Source organism: Paenactinomyces guangxiensis, assembly GCF_016055185.1.
In the GTDB taxonomy this organism is placed as follows: domain Bacteria; phylum Bacillota; class Bacilli; order Thermoactinomycetales; family Thermoactinomycetaceae; genus Paenactinomyces; species Paenactinomyces guangxiensis.
Genome location: NZ_JAECVR010000013.1, coordinates 71,508 through 96,459 on the forward strand (window position 1 = coordinate 71,508; position 24,952 = coordinate 96,459).

A 24,952-nucleotide genomic window follows, 5' to 3' on the forward strand; every position below is an offset into this window, starting at 1 on the left:
GGGAGTTTTTTAATCCCATAAAGGTTTTGATTGATCTGCCTCCGTTTCATCCTCATTGGAAGGTGAAGTGCCGGGCTCTTCATTTGAGGGGACAGAGGAAGATTGCGGCTCGGTTTCTGGTTGAGTGGTGATCTCTTGTGTGGAGTGAACATCACCAGATGTTGTATCAGTTTGTTCAGCAGGGGAAGAGTCACATTCCTCTTCACGGCCAACGGGCGAATCCGGGTGTTCTTCAGTCGCTTCAACTGCGTCTGTATTGACTTTCGAGGAAGATACAAGAATCTCTTCCTGTACTGATTCAGCGGGTGGCAATATCTCAGGTTGTGCCGGGAGCACAGGTGACTGGGAAGTCGCGATCCAGAAAAGAGTGCCTTGAATCGATTCTGTGCTATGATCGGCTCTCTGGATGCGAATGGTAAAGCTGTTGTCGGAACGGTTAAACAAGCTGGCAAAACAGTCGGGGTGGTCGGTCATGGCTACCACGATATAAGAAGATTGGGTCGGTTGAATAAAAAAGCGCATCAGCTGCTCTTTTTCGCCCGCTTTCAGCTGGAACGAATGGGCTCCCGAAAATACTGAAGGTTGAGAAGACCATAGGAATGGGTTGAAATTCAGCTTCTCGATGCCGATCGATTTATCGGCAAGCTTTTCTCCGGTAACAGAACCGCTTTGCAAGTGGTGGGATTGAATTGCCGCATCGGATATATGAGCCGAGTGAATTTGTTGTTCTTGAATATGATGAGCCTGGATGCTCCCGCTCCGCAGTTTGGAAGAAACAACCGCTTCATCAGCCAATTTTTCAGCTGTTACGGTCCTGTCATGCAGGTGATCAGTTTGAATTGCGTTTCCGGAAATTTTAGGTGCGGTAATGATCCCGTCTGCCAGATGGTGTTCCCCGATTTGTTCAGTTCGGATGTGCCGGGAAAGGACCGATTCACTGGCCAGTTGTTGGCTGTGGACCGCTTCATCGGCTAATTTGCCGGATGTAACTGCTTTGTCTGCCAGATGGCGCTCTTCGATTTGCTCATTTTGGATATGGTGAGAAAGTACTGCTTGATCAGCCAGATGTTCATGGTGAATCGATTCACTCGCAATTTTTCGTGCGGTTACTGATTTATCCTTCAAATGATGGCTGTAAATAGATTCATCTGACAACTTGCCGGCGGTTACGGAATGATCCCCCAGATGGCGCTCCGCAATTTGTTCGTTTTGGATATGCCGGGAAAGAACGGCCTGATCGGTCAGATGCTCAGATTGAACGGATTCTGTCGCCAATTTGCCCGCCGTTACAGATTGGTCAGCCAGATGGCGCTCTCCGATTTGTTCATTCTGGATATGCCGGGAAAAAATTGCCTGATCGGAAAGATGTTCAGATTGGACGGATCCTTTTGTCAGTTTGCCGGCAGTTACAGATTGATCTGCCAGGTGGCGCTCTTCGATTTGCCCATCTTGGATATGCCGGGAAAAAATTGCCTGATTGGCCAGATGTTCAGGTTGGACGGATCCTTTTGTCAGTTTGCCGGCAGTTACAGATTGATCTGCCAGGTGACGCTCTTCGATTTGCCCATCTTGGATATGCCGGGAAAGTACAGAATGGTCGGCTATATTTTCAGTGCGAACAGATTCCTGCGCCAGTTTGCCGGCGGTTACAGATTGATCTGTCAGGTGGCGCTCTTCGATTTGCCCATCTTGGATATGCCGGGAAAGTACAGAATGGTCGGCTATATTTTCAGTGCGAACGGATTCCCGCGCCAGTTTGCCGGCGGTTACAGATTGATCTGTCAGGTGGCGGGTTTCTACCTGCCCTTGGGCGATCTGCTGAGAGTGGACGGAACCTTCGCAGAGATGCTCACGATGAACCGACTCTTTTGCCAATTTGCCGGCAGTCACAGATTGGTCTGCCAAATGCCAGTTTTGTATCTGTTCCGCTTCAATATGTTTGGAGAGAATGGCTCCTTGATTGAGATGTTGGCTCAAAATACTGTAGGAAGCGATTTTGCTGGATGATACAGCTCCTTCAGATAATTTGTTGGAGGTTACAGCAAAATCAATAATTTTATCAGTCGAGATGGATTCGGGTGAAAGTTTGGATGTTGTGATTGAATGATCGGCCAGTTTAGAGCCAGGGATTGAATTGTTGGGTATATGGTTTTCATATATACTTTCATCCTGGATATGGGACCTGCCCACGGAACCTTCTTTCAGATGATGTTCCTCGACAGACCGGGAACTTAGGTGTTTTGCCTGAATCACTTGATCCTGAATCATCTCTGATTGAATGGATTGGGGAGCGATTTTTGATTGAGTGACGGAAGCATCGGCAAGATGCTCTTCACCAATAATCTGTTTTCCGAGATGGGACCTCTCAATCGAATGCTCCTGCAGGTGTTCTCTGCCGACTGAATGAGGCGAAAGCTTGCCTGCCGTAACAGCTCCCTCAGCCAGATGCTCTTCGCCGATAATCTGTTTTCCGAGATGAGATCTCTCAATTGCGTGCTCCTGCAGGTGTTCTCTGCCGACTGAATGAGGTGAAAGCTTGCCTGCCGTAACAGCCCCTTCAGCCAGATGCTCTTCACCAATAATCTGTTTTCCGAGATGAGACCTCTCAATCGAATGCTCCTGCAGGTGTTCTCTGCCGACTGAATGAGGTGAAAGCTTGCTTGACGTGACAGATCCATTTTGAAAGTGTTGTGTTTGAATAGATTCAGCACACAGGTGGCGGGAATGAACTGCTCCTGGAGCGATTTTATCCTGGGTTACTGCCTCTTTACTCAATTTTTCTGCGGTGATCGCTCCATTCTGGACCTTGGAAGCGGAAACGGAATTAGCAGTGAGCTGGTCTGTGTCGACGGAATGCTTTCTCAAGTGTGCAGTCATAATGGAGTCATTTTGTATTTTGGTGCCGCTGATTGATTCATCAGCTAAATGTTCACCCTGAATGGAACCGGGAGACATTTTTGCGGCAGTGATGGAGCGGTCTTTCAGTTTGGCACCTGTGACGGACTGGTCCCGCAGGTGATCGTTTCCAACCGCTTGTGGCGAAAGTTTGTCAGAAGTGACAGCTCCGTTTGACAGGTGCTGACCTTGAACAGATTCTGTTTTTAAATGGCGGGAATGAATTACACCGGAAGCGATTTTTTCCTGTGTTACCGCTTCATCTTCCAATTTTTCTGAAGAGACAGCCCTGTCCTGGATTTTGGAAGTAGAGATGCAAAAATCGTCTAACTTGGCATTGTTGATAACATTATTAGCTAAATGAACCGTCTCAATGGAACCGCTGATTAATTTTGATCCGCTGATGGATTGATCAGACAGATGCTCGTTCTGAATATGCCCCACTCCCAAATGATTCCCGAGGATGGATCGCTCCTTTATTTTAGCCCCGTCAATGCTCTGATCGGCGATGTGGTCTCCGGTAATGCTACTTTCTTTCAAATGCTTTCCCTGAACTGCTTCTCTCTGAATTTTTTCACTGCTGATACAACCCGCATCCAGGTGACGACCTTTGATTGCATGTTCGGCAATCTTGGAAGAGGTGACGGAGTCTTTGGCCAGTTTGGATTCGTGGATCAGTTCATCAGTAAGATTTTCAGTGGTGATTGACCCCTTTTTTATTTTTGTTCCATCTACCGCATTGCTGGCAATTTTTTCACTTGTGATGATTGCATCTGTCAAATCGCTGGTGTAAATAAAGGGTTGAGAAGTTCCTGTTGGATTGCGCATTTTTTTGACCCTGGTCACTTTGCTTTGTGAGCTGACTGAGTTTGCCTCCGGTTCCGGTGAAACTTGTTTCTTTTCTATCGTTGTTGGACTTGTTTGGGGGATTTCTCTGGATTGTTTTAATTCTTTCTGTTTTTCTTCAAGCTTGATCAGTTCTTCCAGGATGATCTCGTCCTGCATGTTATGATAAGGTGTTTTTTTGCGGTAAGAGGTCGGTTTCTTTTTTTTCAAGATGTTCCCATCCTTTCTCTGCACATACTTCTTCATATATAGGTATATTCATCAACGCTAAACGTGGAAACTGAATAACCTAAAAATGGGTTTTTCGTAACAGTTTAGTAATCATAGGGGATTTAAGAGATTGGTATCTTTTACATAATCATAATGGGCGGATTTATGTTACTATGGTGACAGCTGGGACGAGCAGCCCAGCAAAAATCGGAAGACGCAGAGGAGGATTTGATGCTTAACACCAAAAAACTGAAGAAAGTAACTGTTACTCTGGCTGCTTCATTAATTGTTACCTTTTCGATTCCAGCCGGGATCAGCCATGCTGCAACAATAACCCCTGAAAGTCAGGCGGTAAGTTCTTCTGGTTTGTTGCAGTCGATCTTTGAACGAGTCGGACTTCAATTGGATGGAAAAGCCAGCGATGTTGAAAAAATAAAGGCAAAACCAATATCTAATTATTCTGAAGATTCGGTTAATATAACACCAGTTTCTAATCCTTCTGAAAATTCAACTAATTTAACGCCGGTTTCTAATCCAACCACAACCCCGACAACATCCCCGACCGCAGATGAATCGAACAAGGAACAGACAACAAACCTTGCCCTCGCTGACCAGATTATTAAAACCGGGGAAAAATACCTGGGGACTCCGTACAAATTTGGGGCTCCATCGGGCCAGACGAATGTGTTTGATTGTTCTTCCTTTGTTCAATATGTATACGGCAAACATGGAATTGACCTTCCGCGGACTTCCCGCCAACAATCCAAAGTGGGAACCACAGTTCCGAGATCTCAACTGCAAAAAGGTGATCTCATGTTCTTTAAAACCAGTTCTTCTGGCGGAGAAGTAGGACATGTGGGAATCTATGCAGGCGATAACAAGATTCTTCACACCTGGGGTCCGGGTGGAGTACGCTATGACAGTCTGTCTACTCCATGGTTGAAGGAAGGATTTCTGGTTGCAAAACGCGTGATCAAGTAAGGAATCAAAATTGGAAACCCTTTGCTTTCTAGGCAAAGGGTTTTTTTCTTTTTCTGGTAAGTTCAACCTCTTTAGGGTTCCAGTTTCCGCCGGCCAGCCACAATGTCGGTTTGCCCGTGGGGCCTTTAAACAATCGAAAAGCAACCAGTCCACAGGAGAAGCAAAGTTTAAGGCTGCCAACATTATCACAGGCCACACGGGTGTATACTTTGTCTAAATGTCCGATCGCATGTTTAAGAAGAGCTTCCCCCACTCCTTGCTTGCGAAATCCAGGATGGACAGCAATAAATGATTCATCAATTCCATAATTGCCAAATACAATGATTCCCGTGATTTTCTTTCCTTCAAGTGCAGCAGCGACGAATGATCCGGGCGTCGACTCATCCGGATTGAATTGCCCGAACCAGCGCAGTGCGTGATGTGTAATACGTCCATCCCCGTACTTGCGCATAAAGCGGATGATGGTCGATCGTACGTGGTCCAATTCGCGGGGTGAGAGAATGCGGATATTCATGAGACGGCACCTCCGGACGATTGCTTATATCCGCTTAGATAGAGGCAGTACTGGATCAGTCTGCGCAGAGAACATGAACGAATCTCCGGCTCATCAAATTTCATCGGTTTAGCATTGGCCTCAAAGAACCACATCCGCCCATTCTTCTCCACTCCGAGGTCGATTGACATTTCCCCTAACTTTGATAACTGTTTTGCCTCAATAAACCTGGCTATGGCAAGGCCGATTTCCTCAATTCGGCCATAAACCTCATCCTTTTGTGCGCCAAAAACCTCTGTCAATACAACGTGAATATTTTCAATCCGGCCACCCATGGGAACATGAGTTGAAATCGCTGATTTTCCTGCCACCCGTATTCCTGCCCCCGTAAAGGTCCATACACCCTCTCCATTTTTCTGTAATAACATGCGGACGTCAAAAGGGCTTCCCCTGTAAAGAGCGAGTGGAATTCCCTGTTGAATAACATAGGACCTCTTTTGACATAAGGTTTGGATTTTTGGCCACAGTGAGGCTAAAGAGAGATTGGTAAGCTTCTTTTTCCCCCGCATGGATTGATAAATCAGTTCATACCCCTGTTTTCGGCCAGTGATGCGCATCATGCCAATTCCTGCTTTGCCGGCAACAGGCTTTAGATAGAGAATCGGGTACTTCGCACTCATTTGTTGCAGCGTTCTCAGATTGTCGAGCCGCGTTGAATCAGGGACAATGGATTTAAACTCTTCTGAGGCTAACAGGTGCTTATAGAGAGTCCATTTGTCGAAAAAGGAAGGATTGAAAAGGTGGACTCCCGGAGTTTTTTGTAACTTGCGGATCGCTTCCTGAACTTCTTTGCGCTGCTCCGACTTTCGATTGGGAATCCGATTATAGATAACATTTGGCATCGGCATTTTCGCCGGAATCCAACGTGTCTTTGAAGAACGGTGATCGAGCAGGTAGCCATGCACCATCGATTCTCCTGATTTTAATCCCCCGGGTGTCAGGACAAAAACAGTAACCCCCATTGTACGGCCGGTGCGAATCAGATCGGCAAAATTGTACTGATTCCCGTGAAAAGGATGACCGCCATCCGTGGTCAAGATCGCAATAAACGGCCCTACTTTATATTGTTGCTCAGCAACCTGTTTAATTCTGGCGGGTGTATACAGAGGTGATGATTCTTTGGATGACTCGTTCCGAACAGCCATCTTCAAAGGGGTGTCAACTCCGAGGACAACAGGCAGCATCCCCGGATAGCGATGCTTCTGATAACGTTTTAACGGGACGAACACCAGAGGCTTCTCATTGCGGCCAAGCGACAGCCAACCTGCTTTCGGTACTTTCACTGAAATGCCCCCTTTAGATGAAATTTGCCAATTTCATGCTGTAATCAGTAATATATTTGGCAGATTGGCGTCCTGCTTCGCGTAAACTGGGATGCAGAAAGATATGGCGGCCCGGTTTGGCATTAATCTCAAACAACCAGACATGACCGTTGCGATCTACTCCCATATCCATGCCCAGCTCTCCGAGAGGACCGTTCACCTGCTGTTCCAATACCTTGGCGATCAGGATGGCTGTAGATTTGATTGACTCTTCCACATTTTTGGCATTTTCCTTGAATACTTTTTTTAGTAACACATCGGTGGGAATGACGAACCCGCCCGTTCGGACATGAGTGGTCACACTGCCGGACCCGGCTGCTTTAGAGCCAATGGCCACCACTTTCCACTGATCAGAACCATCTTTATGCATATGAACCCGGAAGTCTACCGGCCGGTTTTCATGTTTGATTAAACGAATCCCTTGCTGCACAAGATATTTTTTGAAACGTCCGGAATGGTTGCTGCCGAAATAATACTTTATAAGTTTTTCCAGCGAGTAGAAGCGGTGAAGTACATTTTTCGCCCCCTGGTGAAAACGGCAGAAATACCCCTCTTTGGGATGGCGGGTGATGCGAAAAATGCCTAATCCCAGACTGCCGCCACTGGGCTTGAGATAAACCATCTGGTGTTTCTCCAGCATCTTTTGCAGCGTTTGAATGGAAGGAGACAGATAGGTTTCCGGAGTAAATGAGGATGTAACTGGGTGGTTGCTCAGCCATAAGTGGACCGACCATTTATTGAAAAAGCCCTGGTTGAAAATTTGACAGTGACTCATTTCCTTTAGTCTCGTTAAGCAGGCCTGAACATAAGACAATGATTCCGCTTTACGGTTGGGAACCCGTTCGTAAACAACATCAGGGAATGGTGAAGTGCGGCGGAACCATCGCATGCCTCCGCTGGCATCCGTTTTAAAATACCAGCCGGAAACTGTTTTATTTTGCCAATCCACCATTTCGGGAGTAAAAACATAGATGAATGGTTTTTCACTGGCCCCCGCCTGTATGAAATTGCGAAACAACAGGGAACGGGACCCGAAAGGGCTGGATGGATTGCCTGTGTACCCGGTTGTGAGGATCCCGATCACGGGGCCCAGCTTTAACCGTTTGTTATAAAAGGTAGTCCTGGTTAATCCTGCATAAGGAAGATGGAGTTGGCGGGCCATATTAGGCGAAAAAATAATCCAATTTTTTTTGCTTTTGATTCGGACTACGCGGGTGATCAGCGATTTATTTCCAATTTCTACCTTGATGGATTGTCCGTTTGCGCAACCCCATTGCTCCATCAGAGGTTGACTGAGAATGATTGCTTTTGCCGGAGTTTTAGCATTGAGTTGTGTTTGGCAAATGATTGAACTCATACTGACCCTCCTAGATGACCCTTGAGTAGGGAATGGGCATAAAACATTGGAAGCTGGACCGCGCGCTGACGGATTTTCATTTCACCTGTTTTGAGAAAGATGGTTCGCCCCGGTTTGGAGTTAACCTCTAACAGCCAGACCCGTCCCTGGAGATCAATGCCCACATCAAGGCCCAATTCCAATAAAGGGCCATGATGAACCTCGATAAACGGCGGTACGGCTGAACTGACTTTTTCTATCTTTTCTAAAATGGGCGGCACTTGTTTTGCCGGATAGTGTTGGTCCAGAAAAGGACGGAGGGATGTGGCCTGGCCCCCTCCGTGAAGATTGGAGGTAACGGTGCCGGCTTTCCCGATCCGCACTGCTGTCCCGGTTGTTTCCCATTCTTTCCGCTCATTCTTCTGAACGAGAATGCGAAGGTCAAAGGGACGGCGGTCAGGGGTGAAGAGGGACAGAAATGGTTGGATAATATACCGGGTATCTTGAATAAATTGTTGTGCCCACATCTGCAATTTTTCTTCATTTTGGACCGAATGCTGAAATGGTTCGTTCGCCCGGGACCGCCCCCGCACTTCATAATGGCCACGGGGGTGGAGCGTGATGGCTGCCACCCCGCGGCCGTGGCTTCCTCCATTGGGTTTGATGAGCAGAGAACCATGACGTTTTAAAAGCCGAATGAGATCTTGCGGCGTTTGATACCGCGTTGTCGGGGGTAAGAAAGGCTTGATCACAGGACTTTGTTTGAGAATCTCATAGGTCTGGTGTTTACCGCCCAGTGCGCGTCCCAAAAGGCGAATATGCGGATCCTGGGCGATACGCTGGACGTATGGCTTATAAGCCATGTAGTGCCGGGTATCCAGATAAAAACAACGGTCGTAAATCAAAGAGGGAAGAGGTTTGATACCTGTCCCCCAACCACTGTTTGCCTCAACAAACCATGCCGGAACCGTGCGTGTTTTCCAGTCGATGTGTCTGGGGCTGAAAACGATCACCTGGATGCCCAGACCTTTCCCCACCTGGGTTAATTGTTGAAAAAAAGCAGCTTCAGAGAAAGGAGGGCGCCTGTTTTTATTTCCATAACAAACGATGATCCCCAGAGTGAGAGGGGATTCAAGCACCGTTTTCATAGCGGCTTCCTCCTACGGGGCTTTTTAGAATGTGAATACGGTGAGGATTTTTTGTGATTCAGTCCGGCTAAGAAGCAAATGTAATCAATCAGCCTGTTGACAGACGGCCGTGTGGTCAGAGTAGGGTTGGTAACGGTATCATCAGTTTTGGACGGCTTGGAATTAATCTCAATCAGCCACACTTTTCCGTTTTTATCCAGCGCCAGATCAATTCCCAATTCAGCAAAATGTCCCTCAGCTAACCGTTCAAAAGCGTTGCTGATCTCCAACGCGATTCTTCGCAGTTCAGTAATGGTTGGCTTATTGGCCACATGCCTGAGGTCGGCCAAAACATCTGCCGCTTTTCTGATTGTTCCTCCCCGGGCCAGGTTGGATACAATGTGCTGGTCATTGGCAATGCGTCCAACGGAGGAAGTGACTTGCCATTTTCCCTGCTCGTTTTTTTGTGCCAGTACCCGAAAATCAACCTGGCGGTTTTCAAATGTAACAAGATTTAAACCTTGCTGAATGAGATAGGTTTGCCGGCCGATTCTTCTGGAAAGCAGCTTTGCCATTTCTGCCAGTGTTTTGGTGCTTCGGGTCAATGTGCCGTTGGGGGTGGCCGACTGATAAACCCAGTTTCCCGCCCCTTTGATCACGCGGATAATCCCGCTGCCTAAACTGCCATTGTTCGGTTTTAGGTATAAAACGGGATACCGTTGAAACATCTCTTTTAATCGATTAACATGAAAAGGAACCGTTTCTGGAAGCATACTGCGGATGCGGTCATCTTTGATGAGAATTTGGTGCACTTGATACTTATTCAGGAATTTCTCATTAAAAATGGGAATCCGATACCGGGTTCTTAAGTATTCCAGTTTCTTTTGCAAAGATTGTTGCTGTTCCACTTTTCTGGATGTGATCCGGTTATAGATCACATCAGGAAGGGGTAAAGGTGCACGGACCCATTTCCCTTTTTCTCTGATCCATCCCTGGATCGATTTACTCTCAATCCGAACATGTTCCGGAGGAAAGACAGCGACCCGTACGCCACGGGTTTGCCCTGTTGCTGCACATTCATCTAAAAACTTGGAGATGGCACCAAACGCTTGCTCATGTTTCTCCTGCGGATGGGCGTTGATCAAGATCCCGAACAAAGGACCAAAGCGCAAGCGGAGATAGTGGGGGTCAAATTGGGCATTGATCAAAGACTGATTGGTCATCCGCAACTGTGAAGCCAGTCTGGAGCTCATCCGAATGAGATTGCTGTGGATCGGACTCAGGGCGATCATTCCGGATTCGGCGGCCGAGCCGTAGGTAACCCAGAACGGTTGCGTCTTAATTTCCAGTTTTTGTGCCAGTGAACGGCTCATTACCATGTTCACATTCCTGGGAAATTGGCGTTCAGGTAGAATTTGTATTTGTACTCGTGACAGCCCCATGACAATCCCCTTCCGCCTGAAATGACTAATTTATGGTATGTAGGCATGTATATTTGGGTGAAAAAAAAAGGCTTGCCCCCCGTTTAATTAAGGCAGGTAGAAGGAAGGTTTACGGGCTTACATAAGATGCGGTTCCGGAAGTGAGGTTGAAAAAAGTGGCTAATCCATACGATCATGCTCATGAGCTGGCAAGAAGCATCCGTGCTTCAGATGTTTATCAGCAGTTGAAAGAGATTCAGACAGAAATAAAAAACAACCCCACCCATCAAGAAATGCTAGACACTTTCCGCCGGAAACAGCAGGAGTATCAGGCTTATATGATGCAAGGTAAAGAACCCACAGCTGAGATGACAGAGCAATTGCAAACACTGATGACAGCGATTCAAGGCATTCCCGCTCTGACCAAATATTTGCAGGCCGAAGAAAGATTAGGTGTCTTGCTGAACGACATTCAGCGGATTCTCATGGAACCGGTGGATGAACTGCTGGGAAAACGGGAGGAATCATGATCGGAACGCTCTGTCTGAAGACTTACTTTCACAGAAAAATCTCTGAGGAGGGAAAGAGAAGATGAAAATTACTTTTCACGGACAATCCTGTTTTGAAATTGAGCACGAAAACCATCGTTTGGTCATTGATCCGTTCCTTACCGGAAATCCGGTGGCAAAAGCGAAGCCCGGGGATATCAAAGCTGACTATATTTTACTCACCCACGGGCACGGAGATCATGTGGGCGACACAGTGGGTATTGCCAAAAACAACAATGCTACCGTTATCGCTCCGTTTGAACTGGCCACCTGGCTGGAATGGCAGGGAGTGAAAGCATACGGAATGTCAACCGGAGGCGGCTATTCGTTTGACTTTGGCCATGTTAAATATACCCAGGCTTTTCACGGAAGCGGCTTTGTCACTGAAGACAGGGAGATCCTCTACCTGGGACCCGCGTCGGGGATTCTTCTCACTCTTGGAGATAAAACGATTTACCATGCCGGAGATACCGCCCTTTTTTCTGACATGAAACTGATTGGTATGAATAAAAAGATTGACCTCGCCTGTTTGCCGATTGGGGACAATTTTACCATGGGGCCGGAAGATGCCTTAATAGCCGCCGAATGGGTGGGGGCCAAACAGGTCATTCCCATGCATTACAATACGTTTCCCGTTATTGCACAAGACGGGCATGCCTTTGCAAAAGAGCTTGAGGAAAAAGGGATCAAGGGAACCGTACTTGAAGCTGGGGAAAGCATCACCTTATAAGAAAACTATTTGTAAATTTGCTGTAACCCGATTGTAATGTACGTCTTTTAAAATGAAATCAGGATGAAAACCCCCTTTGGTAGAGACGGCCCCGGAAACCGTCTCTCTTTTTTTTGCATAAATCGTCGGTTAAAGCCGGAAATTACAACGGTTTTTGAAAGTCATTAGACCGTCAGAAAGTACGTTAATTTATACGTAGTCCGTCTCCGTTGCTTTACGGTGTCCGTTTCCGTTTAAACCGTATGTGAAGCGGAGAAAGGCAGGTACTTATGTCAATATCGGAGAAAAGGACAGGTAAAAACGTCGTTCGTAAACGGGGTAAATCCCACGTAAGAAACCGGCACATAGAGAAGGTTTCAGACGGTTCCCACGCGCTTAAATTAACGTTTCGAGAAGCGCTAGACATATTTGTACAGGCGAAGAAGTCCGAAGGGGTGAGACCGCGAACATTAAGCGATTACCGGCAACATATGAAGTACTTAGCGGAGTTTTTGACGGAGTTTTACCCGGAGATAAACGTTATACAGGATTTAACGACGGAGATTATACACGATTATATCATTTATTTAAAAGACCGTCGTACACCATATAGCGGCATTGAAAACCGGGAGCGAGCGCAAAAGGGATTATCCGCAAATACGATTAACATAAGGTTGCGTACGCTTCGGACAATGAGCCGGACAGTCAGACAGACAATAAGGAGCAATCGGACAGCGAGCCGGACACTATGCCGGACAAGGCGGACAAGCAGACGGACAACACGGACAGCGGCGGACAGGATAACGGACAACCGCTACACAGGGAAATCGCGCCGGACAATACCCAGACAACGGAAAGCCCGCTTGCTGACCACAAGGAAAGCCCGCTAGAAGTGGCTGAACGTTTAATGAGGGAAACCGGGAAAGTACCGAGTATCAGACGGTTAGCAAAGGAAGCAGGAATAACACGACACCAGGCGGATAAGATTTTAGCACCGATGAGAAAGCGGGCAGGTTAAGGACCGGGGAAACCCGGTTATTTTTATTCCTTTAGCTTATCTCGCTGTAACAGGATATGGACGATGTAGTTACTTAGCGTTCTGGAGTCGTTTTCTGCTTCCTTTTCTAACGCTTCCCTTAACGTTTTAGGCATCGTTACTTGTACCCGTGTGTTTTCTTTGGATACCGTCATAACTAAATTCCTCCAATCCATGAAATGTTTATAAATTTCAAAATTTAACATTGCATTTAGTGTATCAGGGTGGTACACTATAATCAAGAAGCGGAAATAAATAGAAATAACGTTTTCCGCTTCAAATGTCGGAGCAAAAAGGCGGTGAAGACCGTGGGTAAATTTAAACAGCTTTCATCCGTTTTGAGTGTTGGAACTGCGGTAGCGATGACATCGTAAAAACGGATAGCGGCGAATATATTTGCCGTGATTGCGACACTATACAGTAGTTTTTGACTGTGATACTATTTAGGAAGGTTCTGCGGAGCCTTCCGCTTTTTTTATAAAAAGTCTTACTTTCGTAAGAGACAAGGAGGGTTTATATGAACGTACGATGTAAAGGCATGAATGAAATCGAAGCGTTTTTAAACGGAATTAAACCTACGTTATTACTCGCAGAACAGCAAAAGCCATTTACTACTATGTTAGCATATCCAAACGCTGAAATACATCTAATACCGAATCGCCGTCAATGTCTGTTTTTTCCGACAGAAGAAAAAATGCGGGAATGGCAGGAACGAACAGCAGGAATAACGCATACTACGCCGGAATTTCACCGGGAACTAGGGTTAACTTTAGGGTACCCGCCGAAAGCCGTTGATTTTTACGTTAGGCGGGTAAAATGCGAGCAGGAAGGCAGATTAAATGAGTTAAAACGCCTAAAATTAAAAGTTGTTGGGATGCACTATGCCGGAATATCGTGTAATGGCAGTGGGGACGATATTATACATAACGTAAGATGGTTATGGGATAGATACCGGTTAGCGGAACCGTTAAAGGTTCGGATTGATACGAGTTTTATAACGGTTGATTACCGGGACGAAAAGGTATTAACGGGGATAGCGGAAGAAACCACAGTAACGTTAGTATCGTAAATAGAGCAGTAACGAGATGAGGACGGTTAAATACCGTCTTTTTTTGTGTTTAAATCGTCCGTTAACTGTGCGGTTTCCGGTTTCTATCGGTATAGTATATTGACGGAATTAAACGAAAGGGGAAACGGCAGATATGGAAAAACAATGCGGGGTAATATGGTTAGGGGATAGAAACCGCCGCAACGCACAGCCGATAAAATACGAAGTTTTACACAGTGGGTGCTATAAAGTCGTAGGGCGTGAATTAGATAGTAGAGGGTGTTATCAAGTCCGCGCCAATGGTAGTCAAAAAATCGCGCACCGCGCAGTATGGAAGCATTTTAACGGTGAAATACCTGACGGTTTAATAATATGTCATAAATGTGATTTTGGCGGATGCGTGAATATTCAGCGCATGGAATTAGGTACGATAGCGGATAATAACCGGCAACGGTACGAACGGGGGAGACACCGGGTAATACGATACTTTGAACGGAAATAGAACGGACAGAAAACGTTATAATTTAGCGCGTTTTGACGTGTCGTGACCGATAGAAATAACGCATAAGAACCCGGAAACCGTCTCTCTTTTTTTTTGCATAAATCGTCCGGCGATGTGATAAAACGGTGCGGAAATGGAATTAAAGGGGAACATTAAATGCCAGTGATCAGGGATCAACAATTGATTAAAACAAGACGTAGAGATTCATACACTGACCACCTCTAATACAAAGGAAAAAGCAATCGGTGGAGTTACCAGAGGCTTATTAGAGGAAGGTAGTTACCTGGAAGCTGTCATTTTGGAGTTAAACAAAGAGCTAACAAGTTAACGGGTATAAGTTAAAGAATTAGTTAGCCTGACAGGACGTTTGAATAAAGCAAATTGGATTCCAATAACTGCATAAAACCCTGTGCCCTGGGTATCATAATCCTGAAAAAATTGCACAGGAGGTCTTGTCATATGGCATTAATTCCTTACGAACCCTTCCGCCATCTTGAAAACATGCGGCGGGAGCTAGACCGTTTTTTTACCGCAGATTTTCCTGCTCTAAGGACAGTTTTTGGGCAGAATTTCGGGACACCAAGTATTGATATTCATGAAACGGAAAATGAAGTTGTTGCAAGGTGTGACATCCCCGGAGTCGAAAATAAGGAGGACATAAATATCGATATTGATAACAATGTTCTTACGGTTAGCGGAACAATTAACCGAATCAATGAGGTTAAGCAAGAAAACATGTACAGACAAGAACGATTTGCCGGGCGTTTTCAGCGATCCGTGCCCCTGCCGGCCCGTGTTTCGTCAGAAGGAACAACTGCATCCTACAGGAATGGGGTCCTTGAAATTCGTATGCCAAAGTTAATAGGTGAGAATAAGAGAAGAATTGATGTTGAGTTCCATTGAAAAATGACCAGGTTGACAGATATTCTCTTAAACAAAATAGGGCGGGAAAGTTCCCGCTCTTTATGTTTTGGCCTTTATTATAATACTATGGAACTAAAGATATTTCTTCTGCTTTCATAAGATTAATGGAAACATAAATCTCCTTTTCACTTTGTACATGTAATACGCGTTGAAAAACACAGGAATTTGTTGAAGCGTATGACTCCCATCTTTTTTGCATGAACAAGCCCCCTTGAACGTAGATATGGAAATAGAAAGGAATGGGTTAAGGAGGGAGAGCAAATGTTACAGAATAAGCACAGAGTAAGAGCCATCTTCGGAATGGGCCTTTTATTCGCAGGTCTTCCGCAGCTTTCGATGGAATTAAGCGGGGAAATGGAGGCTGTTTTTTCATTTTCGTGGCTTACGGTTAGTATTCTTGCCGTTGCTGCAAACTGGCGCCGCATGCAGTACCTCAATCTGATCCGGCGGCGACGGGAAGAGGCGTTGCGCCGTATAAAGTGGCTGGAAGGCGAGCGGCAGTTGCGGAGGAGACGGGGGAGAGTATTGCGTGAACAAAAGCGGGGAATTCAAACTGTTTAGATTAAAAATGAATATCTGTTCAAAAAGGAAAAGAGGAGGTTCTATGGGGAGGAGCTTCCTTTTCTTTTTTCTGTACCTCTTTTTGTTATATAATGTTATATAACAGAAGTCGTGCAGAAAGAAGGGAAACCTGTTGCCAACGAAACATGAACAAATACTTCAATATATTGAAGGGTTAGAAGTGGGGCACAAAATTTCTGTCCGCCAGATATCCAAAGCGCTGGGTGTCAGTGATGGAACGGCCTATCGGGCGATCAAGGAAGCGGAAATGAAAGGACTGGTGAACACCATTGAGCGGGTGGGAACAGTCCGCATTGAAAAAAAGCAGCGTTCAGACATTGAGCGGCTTACTTTCGCAGAAGTGGTCAATATTATTGACGGAACGGTATTGGGCGGAAAAGGGGGCCTTCACAAGACCTTAAACCGGTTTGTGATTGGGGCGATGAAATTAGAAGCGATGATGCGCTACGTCGAACCGGGTAACCTGCTGATTGTGGGGAACCGTGATAATGTCCATCGCATCTCTCTGGAACGGGGAGCCGCAGTGCTGATCACCGGCGGGTTTGACGCGACGGATAAAGTGAAGCAACTCGCAGATGAATTAAAGCTCCCGGTGATCTCCAGCAGCTATGATACGTTTACCGTTGCTGCGATGATCAATCGGGCGATCTATGACCGGCTGATTAAGAAGGAGATTCTGTTGGTTGAAGATATGCTGGCTAAAAAACATACCCCCGCCTATCTTCGTGCGGGTGAAACCATCGCCCGTTTTCATGAGCTGGTCCGGGAAACGGCCCACAGCCGCTATCCGGTGATCGATGAATCAGAACGGGTCGTGGGAATGGTAACAGCTAAAGATGTGATGGGCTTCGCTCCGGAAGAACGGATTGAAAAAGCGATGACTAAAAATCCGATCATGGTTACTCCCAAAACTTCCCTTGCCTCTGCCGCACATGAAATGGTTTGGGAAGGCATTGAATTGTTGCCGGTTGTAAGTGATCAGCGCCGGCTGCTCGGGGTTATCAGCCGCCAGGATGTCATTAAATCACTGCAATATATGCAAAAGCAGCCGCAAGTGGGGGAGACGATCCAGGAACTAAGTTTCCGCGGCTTTGAGGAAACAGTTGACCGCCACGGGCAGACCGTTTTTCGCGGACAGGTTACTCCACAGATGACCGACTCGCTCGGAACCCTCTCTACAGGTGTCTGTACCTCTTTGATCACCGAAGCGGCTCTTCGTATGTTACGCCGTCTTCGCCGTGGGGATCTGGCCGTTCAGAACATGACCCTGTATACACTAAAGCCGATTCAACTGGAAAGTGTAGTGGAGATAAGACCGCGCATTCTTGATTTAGGAAGAAAACAGGCCAAGATGGATATAGAGATGACCTTTGACAACCAGGTGGTGGCGAAAGCCCTGTTGACGGCACATACGATTGACAGGTAGTTTTGGCCGCATAAAATGCGGTATACGCCAGCATTTCAAGGACCAAACAGATATTCAGGTTGCGAGACTGTTGACAAAGTCAAAATCAGCAGTCTTTTTTGTTCAAGAAAAATAATAAAAAGGGAAACTCTTGCAGGCAGTGGAATAAGCGGTTTTCTTAAAAGTAATAAGAAAAACAGAGTTGGTTTGCACTTTGCGAACCCCGAATTTATGGGGTTTTAAGTGATATTAAGCTTGAATTTTAAATAAAAATATAAAAAAGTGGTTTGATCCCTCTAGTGTGCGGGAATAGATATGTTTGTATACTAACTGGAGGGGTTTTTCTTGAATAAATTAAAAGTAAAAAACCTGACGAAAGTGTTTGGCCGAACGCCCAAACGGGGGATCAAACTGCTTCGTCAAGGGAAAAGCAAAGACGAAATCTTTAAGGAAACAGGTTTAACCGTTGGTGTGAATCAAGCCTCTTTTCATGTGAAAAGCGGGGAAATTTTTGTCATCATGGGTTTGTCGGGCAGCGGAAAATCGACGTTGCTTCGCATGTTGAACAGATTGATTGAACCGACGGAGGGCGAAATATTGCTGGGTGGTGAAGATCAGGAGAACATCACCACTATGTCAAAAGCAGAACTGAGAAACATGCGCAGGGAAAGGATGGGGATGGTTTTCCAAAAATTCGCTCTTTTTCCTCATCGTACAGTGCTGGAAAATGTGGAGTACGGGTTGGAGATTCAGGGAGTAGACAAAAAGTTACGCCGGGAACAAGCGTTAAAATCGCTGGAACTTGTCGGCCTGGGAGATTGGGCGGAGACCATGCCTGATCAATTGAGCGGCGGGATGCAGCAACGGGTGGGAATCGCCCGGGCATTAGCCAATTCACCGGATATTTTGCTGATGGACGAAGCGTTTGGCGCCCTGGACCCGCTGATCCGCAAAGATATGCAGGATGAGCTGTTGGAACTGCAACGAACAATGAAAAAAACGATCATTTTTATTACTCATGATCTGGATGAAGCTCTGCGGATCGGTGACCGGATTGCCCTGATGAAAGATGGCTCCATTGTACAGACAGGGACACCCGAAGAAATTCTCACCCGGCCGGCCAATGAATATGTAGAGCGTTTCACGGAGGATGTAAATCTGACCAGAGTATTAACTGCGGAAGCGATTATGCGCAAGGGTGAAACGATTATTATTGATAAAGACGGGCCTGCTGTCGCATTAAAAAAAATGCGCGAAAAAGGGGTACCCACACTGATCGTCATCGACCGGGACAAGCAGTTTAAAGGATTGATAACTGCAGAAGGAGCCAGAACAGCCACCCGCTCCGGCAAAACGCTGGAGGAAGTTTTGATCCCCGACGCAATCCGGGTGGATAAAGATATGCTGCTGAGTGATTTGCTACCATTGATGGCAGAGCAGGATTTTATTTTTCCGGCCGCGGTTATTGATAAGTCGGGAAAATATGTTGGCATGGTGGGGCGCGGCGCAATCTTTGCTGCACTGGCCGGCAACGGGGGGGATTTGTCATGAATATAGAGAAATTACCCCTCGCTGATTGGATCGATGCGTTGATTGAATGGATGCAGATTTATTTTAAACCCTTATTTTCCGTGATTAGTGGCACGATTGAGCCGACTGTTGATTATTTTCAACGATTGTTAACCCTTTTGCCGCCGATTGGAACGATTGTACTCATCACGCTCCTTACCTGGTGGATCACTCGTTTCCGCGTGGCTCTCTTCTCGTTAGCCGGACTTTTACTTATTTATAATCTGGGATATTGGGAAGAGAGTGTTGAGACAATCGCGCTGGTCTTAACATCCACCATCATTTCCATCGTGATCGGGATTCCATTCGGTCTGTGGACGGGGCGAAGCCAGCGAGTCCAGCAGGGGGTCAATCCCTTGCTCGATTTTATGCAAACCATGCCTTCGTTTGTTTATCTTATCCCCGCCGTGTTCTTTTTCTCGCTGGGCACCGTCCCCGGAGTGATTGCATCGGTTATTTTCTCTATGCCTCCGACGATCCGGCTTACCGCTCTGGGTTTGCGCCAGGTTTCCCGGGAACTGAAAGAAGCGGCTGATGCTTTTGGTTCGACATCGCTGCAAAAATTGCTGAAAGTGGAGATCCCCCTGGCAAAGCCGACGATCATGGCCGGGGTTAATCAGACCATTATGCTTTCCCTGTCGATGGTTGTGACAGCTTCGATGATTGGAGCGGGCGGATTGGGCAGTATCGTGCTTGAATCCATTACCCGTTTGAAAGTAGGAAAAGGGTTTGAGAGCGGACTGGCAATCGTCATTATTGCTATTATCCTCGACCGCCTGACGCAGAACATGGGAAAAAGGAAAGAGAATGGTTCCCGCAAGTCACGAAAGTGGATCGGCGGAATGGTTCTCGTAGCCGTCATCTCTTTAATCACAGCAAGTTTTTTCCAAACAACCGGAGTTGAGCAGAAGAAGAAAATCACTCTCACTTATGTAAACTGGGTGTCTGAAGAAGCAAGTACTCATGTGGTCAAAAAAGTGCTGGAAGATCAAGGGTATAAAGTGGAGTTACAAGAGGTGGAGCCCGGACCGATGTGGGACGGAGTTGCCAAAGGTTCGGCAGATGCGATGGTTGCAGCCTGGCTTCCCACTGCTTCCAAACAATATTACGACCGCTACAAAGACGAAGTGGTCAACCTGGGCCCCAATTTAAAAGGGACCAAACAGGGTCTGGTCGTTCCGGATTATGTAACGATAAATTCATATGAACAGCTAAATGCTTATAAAGAAAAATTTGATAACAAGATTATTGGCATCGATCCCGGTACGGGTACCATGCTGTTTGCCAAAAACACGATTAAACAGTACGGCCTGGATATGGAACTGGTTGAAGGATCTGATGCGGCAATGACGGCGGCCCTGGACCAAGCGATCAAACAGAAAAAGTGGATCGTGGTGACCGGTTGGACTCCCCACTGGATGTTTGTCAAGTACGATCTGAAATATCTGGAAGATCCAAAAGGGACTTTCGGGCCGGAAGAAGCAATTTACACCATTGTCCGTAAAGGGCTGAAAGAAGATATGCCTGAAGCCTATCAAATTTTAGACCGTTTCTACTGGACTGCCAAAGATATGGAAGAAGTTATGGTTCAGGTTGAAGAAGGAAAAACACCGGATGAGGCGGCAGCAAACTGGGTGGCTGAACACCAGGATCAGGTCAAACAGTGGACCGCCGGACTGAAACAGAACCAATAGCTGACAAAAACCAGGCACAATGCTTTCTTTTCATCCTGCATATTGTCCCGGACATCAATCCGGGCTTTTCTTTTGCCCAAAAGATTCTCTCTTCTTCACCGGCATTGGCGTTTCCGGGCTTGTCTGATATATTTTTACATAAAAAATGGGCTTCGCAGGTGATTCTGTTGAAAAACACAAACATTCTTATGATCGAAGATGATCCGGAGATTAATAGACTGATCAGCAAATATTTAGCAAAAGAAGGATATACGTTAGTTCAGGCTTTTGACGGTAAAGAAGCTTTAGAGAAGTTTGCACAGAGCCATTTCAGTTTAATCATTTTAGACCTGATGCTTCCTGTGATAGACGGATTAGAGGTGATGAGGAGAATAAGGGAAGTAAGCACCGTTCCTATTCTGCTTTTGACTGCGAAAAGAGAGGATACGGATAAAGTGATTGGCCTGGGGGCCGGAGCAGATGATTATATTGTAAAGCCTTTTTCTGTATTTGAGCTGGTTGCCAGAGTGAAAGCACATCTACGCCGCTATATCTACTTTAATCACCATGGAAGCATTCCCGGGGGAGGCAAAAACATAATTGTTCATGGAGATTTAAAGCTGGATACGGAAAACTGCACCTTAACCAGGCGGGGTGAGCCAGTGGATTTGACTGCAAAGGAATATCACATTTTAAAGCTGTTTTTAAGTTATCCCCAGCGGGTGTTTACCAAAGAACAGCTATTCAATCAGGTCTGGGGAGAAGAATTTATGGGGGACGAAAATACGGTCATGGTTCACATCAGCCGTTTGCGGTCCAAAATTGAAGATTCTCCCGACAAACCGAAGTATATCAAAACGGTATGGGGATTCGGTTATAAATTGGGTGACGGGAAATGAGTATTTGGAGTTTGGGACTGATCGGCATGATCTTTTTAACTTTCGTTGCTCTCTATATGAAGATGAGAACAGATCTCAGTGAAATCACATCCACTGTAAAAAAGATCATTCATGGCAACATCAATCATCGGATTCGTCTGCAAACGGGAAATAAGTCGATTCAGCGTTTGGCCCGGCATCTAAATGATTTATTAGACCAATATCAACATGTACTGGTAAAGAGCAAAACAAACGAAGAAATGAGGAAAAAATTCATTTCCAATATGTCCCATGATTTGATCACACCCCTCACCTCCCTCCTGGGATATATTGAAGTGTTAAAGAAGGACCCGGATCTCAGTGAGCAGGAAAAGCGGGAGTATATAGATATTATTGACAAGAAAGTTCATTTCTTGTATGAATTCATGGAACAATTTTTCCAACTATCCAAACTGGAAGCAAAGGATGTAGCTCTCCGGATAGAAAAGATCAATCTTTCACAGATTGTCAGACAGACTCTGCTTTTTTACTATGATGAGTTTGTAAAGATGGAAACAGAACCGGTGATTTTGATTCCGGAACAAGATCTGTTTGTTTTAGGGGATCTGCAGGCAACCAAACGGATTTTAAACAACTTAATTTCCAATCACTTAAAATACGGGGCGGATGGGGAGCAATTTGGAATCCAACTGCGGGAAGAGGACAGGCAAGTATGGGTGGATCTTTGGGACAATGGGCGTGGGATCCCGGAACATGAATTGGAACATATTTTTGAGCGCCTTTATACTCTTGAACGCTCACGCAACAAAAAACTTCAGGGAAGCGGTCTGGGGCTGACAATTGTGAAACAGCTGGTTGAATATCAAAATGGAAAAATCATGGTTAACAGTATTCCATATGAAAAAACGATTTTTTCTTTCAGCTTGCCCAAACCGTCTTAAGGTTTTTGTAAGATTTGTTTAAATGAAATGAAAGGAGTATGCCTTATGATTTGGACATACTCCTTTTTGCTTGAAAAATTTGAAGGATAGGGTGAGGTCATGTGGAAACAGTGCTGCAAACCCGTCATTTAACCAAGCAATACCAGGGAACGACGGTTGTCGAAAACTTAAATATGAGTATAAACAGAGGGGAGATTTACGGCTTTTTAGGTCCAAACGGGGCGGGAAAAACGACAACCATCCGCATGATAATGAGTTTAGTGAAGCCGACAGGCGGAGAGGTTTATCTGTTTGGTGAAAAGATAACAAGCAATAACATTTCTTTGTTTCAGCGGATTGGGGCCATGATCGAGTATCCCGGGTTTTATATGAATTTAACCGCAGTTGAAAACCTGGATATCCATCGCCGAATGATGGGGATTTATGATCATAGAAGCGTGTACGAGCATTTGAAACTGGTCGGGCTTCAAGAAGCAGGTGATAAAAAAGTAAAGCAATATTCATTGGGAATGAAACAACGTCTTGGAATTGCAAGGGCATTATTGCATCATCCTGAATTTCTCATCCTGGATGAGCCGAGCAACGGATTGGATCCCAACGGTATTGTGGAGATCAGGGAACTGTTGCTGGAATTAAGCCGTAAACGGGAGATCAGCATTTTAGTTTCCAGCCACATATTGAGCGAAGTTCAACATCTGGCATCAAAAATTGGCATATTACACAAAGGAAAATTAGTTGAACAGTTGGATTTTAAGGAATTGCAAAGCCGCAACCGCAACTACATCTTTTTAAGAGTAACTGATAGCAGGAAAACAGCTTATCTATTGGAACAGAAAATGAATATTCATGATTACACAATCATAGAAAACGGGGTTTTTCGGGTGTATGAACGGCTGGATGAGACGGAGGTTGTGAACCAAATCCTGGTTAGCCACGGGGTTGGGGTAAAGGAAATGAAATTATCTGTCGATTCGTTAGAAGATTATTATTTAAAGCTGACAGGGGGAAACAAGCATGGTGAATCTGTTGCGATGTGAGATGTTAAAGCTGAAAAAATCTTATTTTCTTCTCATCGTAGTGGCCGGAGGACTGATTATGCCGGGACTTATGCTGCTTGGCCGCCTGGCGGCAAATGAAGGGCCGCGAGAGTGGAGGGAGTATTTTGGCAACATTGAAATGGCGATGTTTCTATTCCTGGGAACTATTTTGTTCGCGTTGGTTTCAAGCTTTGTTTTTACAAGGGAATATACAGAGAAAACGGTTAATTTTTTGTTTACGTATCCCATCCATCGCATGAAGATTTTCTTTGGAAAATTAATCATCATTTATATTGTGATCACTTCCATCTATTGTATCCAATTTTTAGCCACTCTGGCTACCGGGGCCTTTCTCATGGAAGATACGCTTACCTCTCAAATATTGAGATCACAGATCAAGGCAAATGTGTATTCTCTTTTGTTTCAATTTGCCCTTGTCCCGATCTTTACCCTGTTGGGTTCAGTTTACAAAAATTTAATTATACCGATTGTGACCGCCTGTATTTTCACAGCGACTAATTTATTATTAATTTCTTCAAGTTACAAGGAGTATTCTTCCTTTTTTGCGCCCGGTCTTCCAGTGCTTGCCTTAAAAAATACCACGATTAGCTTTACGCCAATCGTGATCATATCTTCAAGTATCTTCTTCTTCTTTTTAGCCGCGAATTTCATTTATCTTACAAAAGCAGATATACATCAATAGTTCCGGCAATAATCGTTACCCGAAAGCCGATTGGGCGGTCATGGAGTTCATCGGCTATGCTTATATTGCCGGCTTTTCTTCCAGAAAATGCCGGATTATTTTCCTCTTTACTGTGAAAGTGTGTGTCTAAGGGCTCCCGATCGGCGCCTGGCGAGGAAGTAAAAGTGGCCGCTCCAAAAACTGCACAAGGGGCTCGGCAAAAGAGGCAGGGAAGGGAATTCAAAGAAGAATTGCGTTGCTTTTTTCCTTGTTCCGTTTTTTCCATTCGGTCGGTCGCCAAAAGGTCGCTCCCCAGAGTTCTGCTTCCCCAGCATGATGAAAACTTTCATCCCAGGGTTGTGTCGCCCCGGTCATTAGGGTTTTCTGTGCGTAAGCTGCAGGAAATAACGGCGATGTTTTACCCCATAATACAAGTTGATCACACCAAGGGCAAAAATAAGGAAAATGAAAGTATATCGAAGCCAGGAGCCCCCTGGAGTTGTCAGCTGAAGGATGGCGATGGAGACAAACATGATGCCCATGCTGATGTTCATGCGCGCTTGATAGATCCGCCTGGAAATCCCCTTTGTGCGGCGGGACATCATGCTGTGAAAAAATGTGCCGAAAATGGTGATACAGATGACGGACACCAGTAAAATCGTGACGGCCTGCATGAGAAACCTCCTAATAGATAAGCGCCTGCATCTTTAAAAAGACGAAGGCGCAA

The 24,952-nt window shown here is 45.7% G+C and carries 25 protein-coding genes and 1 pseudogene; 17 read left to right on the forward strand and 9 right to left on the reverse strand.

Translation table 11 applies throughout. From position 1 onward, the window contains the following. Window positions 1–9: 9 nt before the first annotated feature. Complete coding sequence (locus I8U27_RS12920) at window positions 10–3,951, reverse strand: WIAG-tail domain (protein WP_181752487.1); 3,942 nt, start codon at window positions 3,949–3,951, stop codon at window positions 10–12. Between the two features lie 231 nt (window positions 3,952–4,182). On the opposite strand from I8U27_RS12920, the gene I8U27_RS12925 reads away from it, so the two are divergent. Continuing rightward, window positions 4,183–4,932, forward strand: a complete 750-nt coding sequence (locus tag I8U27_RS12925) for a C40 family peptidase (RefSeq protein ID WP_181752488.1) — start codon at window positions 4,183–4,185, stop codon at window positions 4,930–4,932. A gap of 28 nt (window positions 4,933–4,960) precedes the next feature. Here I8U27_RS12925 and I8U27_RS12930 read toward each other — a convergent pair whose 3' ends face one another. Genes I8U27_RS12930 through I8U27_RS12950 form a run of 5 tightly spaced genes read right to left on the reverse strand, consistent with a single transcriptional unit; the run spans window position 4,961 to window position 10,712 of the window. Then, window positions 4,961–5,446, reverse strand: a complete 486-nt coding sequence (locus I8U27_RS12930) for a GNAT family N-acetyltransferase (RefSeq protein ID WP_181752489.1) — start codon at window positions 5,444–5,446, stop codon at window positions 4,961–4,963. Beyond that, window positions 5,443–6,768, reverse strand: coding sequence for a YheC/YheD family endospore coat-associated protein (locus I8U27_RS12935; protein WP_181752490.1), 1,326 nt, complete (start codon window positions 6,766–6,768; stop codon window positions 5,443–5,445). The genes I8U27_RS12930 and I8U27_RS12935 overlap by 4 nt, the downstream gene beginning before the upstream one ends. Window positions 6,769–6,781: 13 nt before the next feature. Then, complete coding sequence (locus tag I8U27_RS12940) at window positions 6,782–8,164, reverse strand: YheC/YheD family endospore coat-associated protein (protein WP_181752491.1); 1,383 nt, start codon at window positions 8,162–8,164, stop codon at window positions 6,782–6,784. Continuing rightward, window positions 8,161–9,291, reverse strand: a complete 1,131-nt coding sequence (locus I8U27_RS12945; protein WP_181752493.1) for a YheC/YheD family endospore coat-associated protein — start codon at window positions 9,289–9,291, stop codon at window positions 8,161–8,163. Before I8U27_RS12945 ends, I8U27_RS12940 begins: the two co-directional genes overlap by 4 nt. Then, window positions 9,288–10,712, reverse strand: a complete 1,425-nt coding sequence (locus I8U27_RS12950; protein ID WP_181752495.1) for a YheC/YheD family endospore coat-associated protein — start codon at window positions 10,710–10,712, stop codon at window positions 9,288–9,290. Before I8U27_RS12950 ends, I8U27_RS12945 begins: the two co-directional genes overlap by 4 nt. A 155-nt stretch (window positions 10,713–10,867) precedes the next feature. Here I8U27_RS12950 and I8U27_RS12955 point away from each other — a divergent pair, with 155 nt between their 5' ends. The 4 genes and pseudogenes from I8U27_RS12955 to I8U27_RS20680 all read left to right on the forward strand — a co-directional run bounded on the left by I8U27_RS12955 (window position 10,868) and on the right by I8U27_RS20680 (window position 12,966). After that, window positions 10,868–11,221: a YlbF family regulator gene (locus tag I8U27_RS12955; RefSeq protein ID WP_181752497.1), complete on the forward strand. Its 354-nt coding sequence runs from the start codon at window positions 10,868–10,870 to the stop codon at window positions 11,219–11,221. A gap of 61 nt (window positions 11,222–11,282) precedes the next feature. Continuing rightward, on the forward strand, window positions 11,283–11,969 hold the full coding sequence (locus I8U27_RS12960; RefSeq protein WP_181752499.1) for a metal-dependent hydrolase: 687 nt from the start codon (window positions 11,283–11,285) through the stop codon (window positions 11,967–11,969). A 269-nt stretch (window positions 11,970–12,238) separates the two neighbouring features. After that, window positions 12,239–12,637: pseudogene (locus I8U27_RS21385) on the forward strand (phage integrase SAM-like domain-containing protein); the annotation flags it as partial. A gap of 59 nt (window positions 12,638–12,696) precedes the next feature. Beyond that, on the forward strand, window positions 12,697–12,966 hold the full coding sequence (locus I8U27_RS20680) for a hypothetical protein (RefSeq protein ID WP_232345474.1): 270 nt from the start codon (window positions 12,697–12,699) through the stop codon (window positions 12,964–12,966). 23 nt (window positions 12,967–12,989) lie between these two features. Here I8U27_RS20680 and I8U27_RS12970 read toward each other — a convergent pair whose 3' ends face one another. Continuing rightward, window positions 12,990–13,139: a ribbon-helix-helix domain-containing protein gene (locus I8U27_RS12970; protein WP_181752503.1), complete on the reverse strand. Its 150-nt coding sequence runs from the start codon at window positions 13,137–13,139 to the stop codon at window positions 12,990–12,992. 176 nt (window positions 13,140–13,315) lie between these two features. Here I8U27_RS12970 and I8U27_RS21390 point away from each other — a divergent pair, with 176 nt between their 5' ends. The 12 genes from I8U27_RS21390 to I8U27_RS13025 all read left to right on the forward strand — a co-directional run bounded on the left by I8U27_RS21390 (window position 13,316) and on the right by I8U27_RS13025 (window position 24,246). Then, the gene (locus I8U27_RS21390) at window positions 13,316–13,408 is read left to right on the forward strand and encodes a hypothetical protein (protein WP_374057933.1); all 93 of its coding nucleotides are present in this window, start codon (window positions 13,316–13,318) and stop codon (window positions 13,406–13,408) included. A gap of 93 nt (window positions 13,409–13,501) precedes the next feature. Then, on the forward strand, window positions 13,502–14,053 hold the full coding sequence (locus I8U27_RS12975) for a hypothetical protein (RefSeq protein WP_181752505.1): 552 nt from the start codon (window positions 13,502–13,504) through the stop codon (window positions 14,051–14,053). A gap of 133 nt (window positions 14,054–14,186) precedes the next feature. Further along, window positions 14,187–14,534: an HNH endonuclease signature motif containing protein gene (locus tag I8U27_RS21395; protein ID WP_181752507.1), complete on the forward strand. Its 348-nt coding sequence runs from the start codon at window positions 14,187–14,189 to the stop codon at window positions 14,532–14,534. A gap of 459 nt (window positions 14,535–14,993) precedes the next feature. Further along, window positions 14,994–15,437 carry an Hsp20/alpha crystallin family protein gene (locus I8U27_RS12985; protein ID WP_181752509.1) on the forward strand — a complete coding sequence of 148 codons (444 nt, stop codon included), beginning with the start codon at window positions 14,994–14,996 and terminating at the stop codon, window positions 15,435–15,437. A gap of 282 nt (window positions 15,438–15,719) precedes the next feature. Next, entirely contained in the window at window positions 15,720–16,019 is a 300-nt protein-coding gene (locus tag I8U27_RS12990) for a hypothetical protein (protein ID WP_181752511.1), read from the forward strand. Between the two features lie 130 nt (window positions 16,020–16,149). Next, the gene (locus tag I8U27_RS12995; RefSeq protein ID WP_309506151.1) at window positions 16,150–17,466 is read left to right on the forward strand and encodes a DRTGG domain-containing protein; all 1,317 of its coding nucleotides are present in this window, start codon (window positions 16,150–16,152) and stop codon (window positions 17,464–17,466) included. Window positions 17,467–17,790: 324 nt separating this feature from the next. Continuing rightward, a complete protein-coding gene (locus I8U27_RS13000) occupies window positions 17,791–18,996 on the forward strand; it encodes a quaternary amine ABC transporter ATP-binding protein (protein ID WP_181752515.1) in 1,206 nt (401 codons plus the stop codon). Beyond that, a complete protein-coding gene (locus I8U27_RS13005) occupies window positions 18,993–20,708 on the forward strand; it encodes an ABC transporter permease/substrate binding protein (RefSeq protein WP_181752517.1) in 1,716 nt (571 codons plus the stop codon). The genes I8U27_RS13000 and I8U27_RS13005 overlap by 4 nt, the downstream gene beginning before the upstream one ends. After that, window positions 20,678–21,586, forward strand: a complete 909-nt coding sequence (locus I8U27_RS13010) for a response regulator transcription factor (RefSeq protein ID WP_309506150.1) — start codon at window positions 20,678–20,680, stop codon at window positions 21,584–21,586. The genes I8U27_RS13005 and I8U27_RS13010 overlap by 31 nt, the downstream gene beginning before the upstream one ends. After that, window positions 21,583–22,506: a sensor histidine kinase gene (locus I8U27_RS13015; protein WP_198065877.1), complete on the forward strand. Its 924-nt coding sequence runs from the start codon at window positions 21,583–21,585 to the stop codon at window positions 22,504–22,506. The genes I8U27_RS13010 and I8U27_RS13015 overlap by 4 nt, the downstream gene beginning before the upstream one ends. A 101-nt stretch (window positions 22,507–22,607) precedes the next feature. Next, window positions 22,608–23,543 (forward strand): ABC transporter ATP-binding protein, encoded by a 936-nt coding sequence (locus I8U27_RS13020; RefSeq protein ID WP_181752519.1) that lies wholly within the window; start codon window positions 22,608–22,610, stop codon window positions 23,541–23,543. Further along, entirely contained in the window at window positions 23,521–24,246 is a 726-nt protein-coding gene (locus I8U27_RS13025; protein WP_181752522.1) for an ABC transporter permease, read from the forward strand. The genes I8U27_RS13020 and I8U27_RS13025 overlap by 23 nt, the downstream gene beginning before the upstream one ends. Here the strand turns inward: I8U27_RS13025 and I8U27_RS13030 are convergent. Together I8U27_RS13030 and I8U27_RS13035 are read right to left on the reverse strand one after the other, a co-directional pair. After that, entirely contained in the window at window positions 24,221–24,511 is a 291-nt protein-coding gene (locus I8U27_RS13030; protein ID WP_181752524.1) for a hypothetical protein, read from the reverse strand. The two genes, I8U27_RS13025 and I8U27_RS13030, sit on opposite strands and share 26 nt — an antisense overlap. Before the next feature lie 88 nt (window positions 24,512–24,599). Beyond that, the gene (locus I8U27_RS13035; RefSeq protein WP_181752527.1) at window positions 24,600–24,899 is read right to left on the reverse strand and encodes a YtpI family protein; all 300 of its coding nucleotides are present in this window, start codon (window positions 24,897–24,899) and stop codon (window positions 24,600–24,602) included. Window positions 24,900–24,952: the final 53 nt, after the last annotated feature.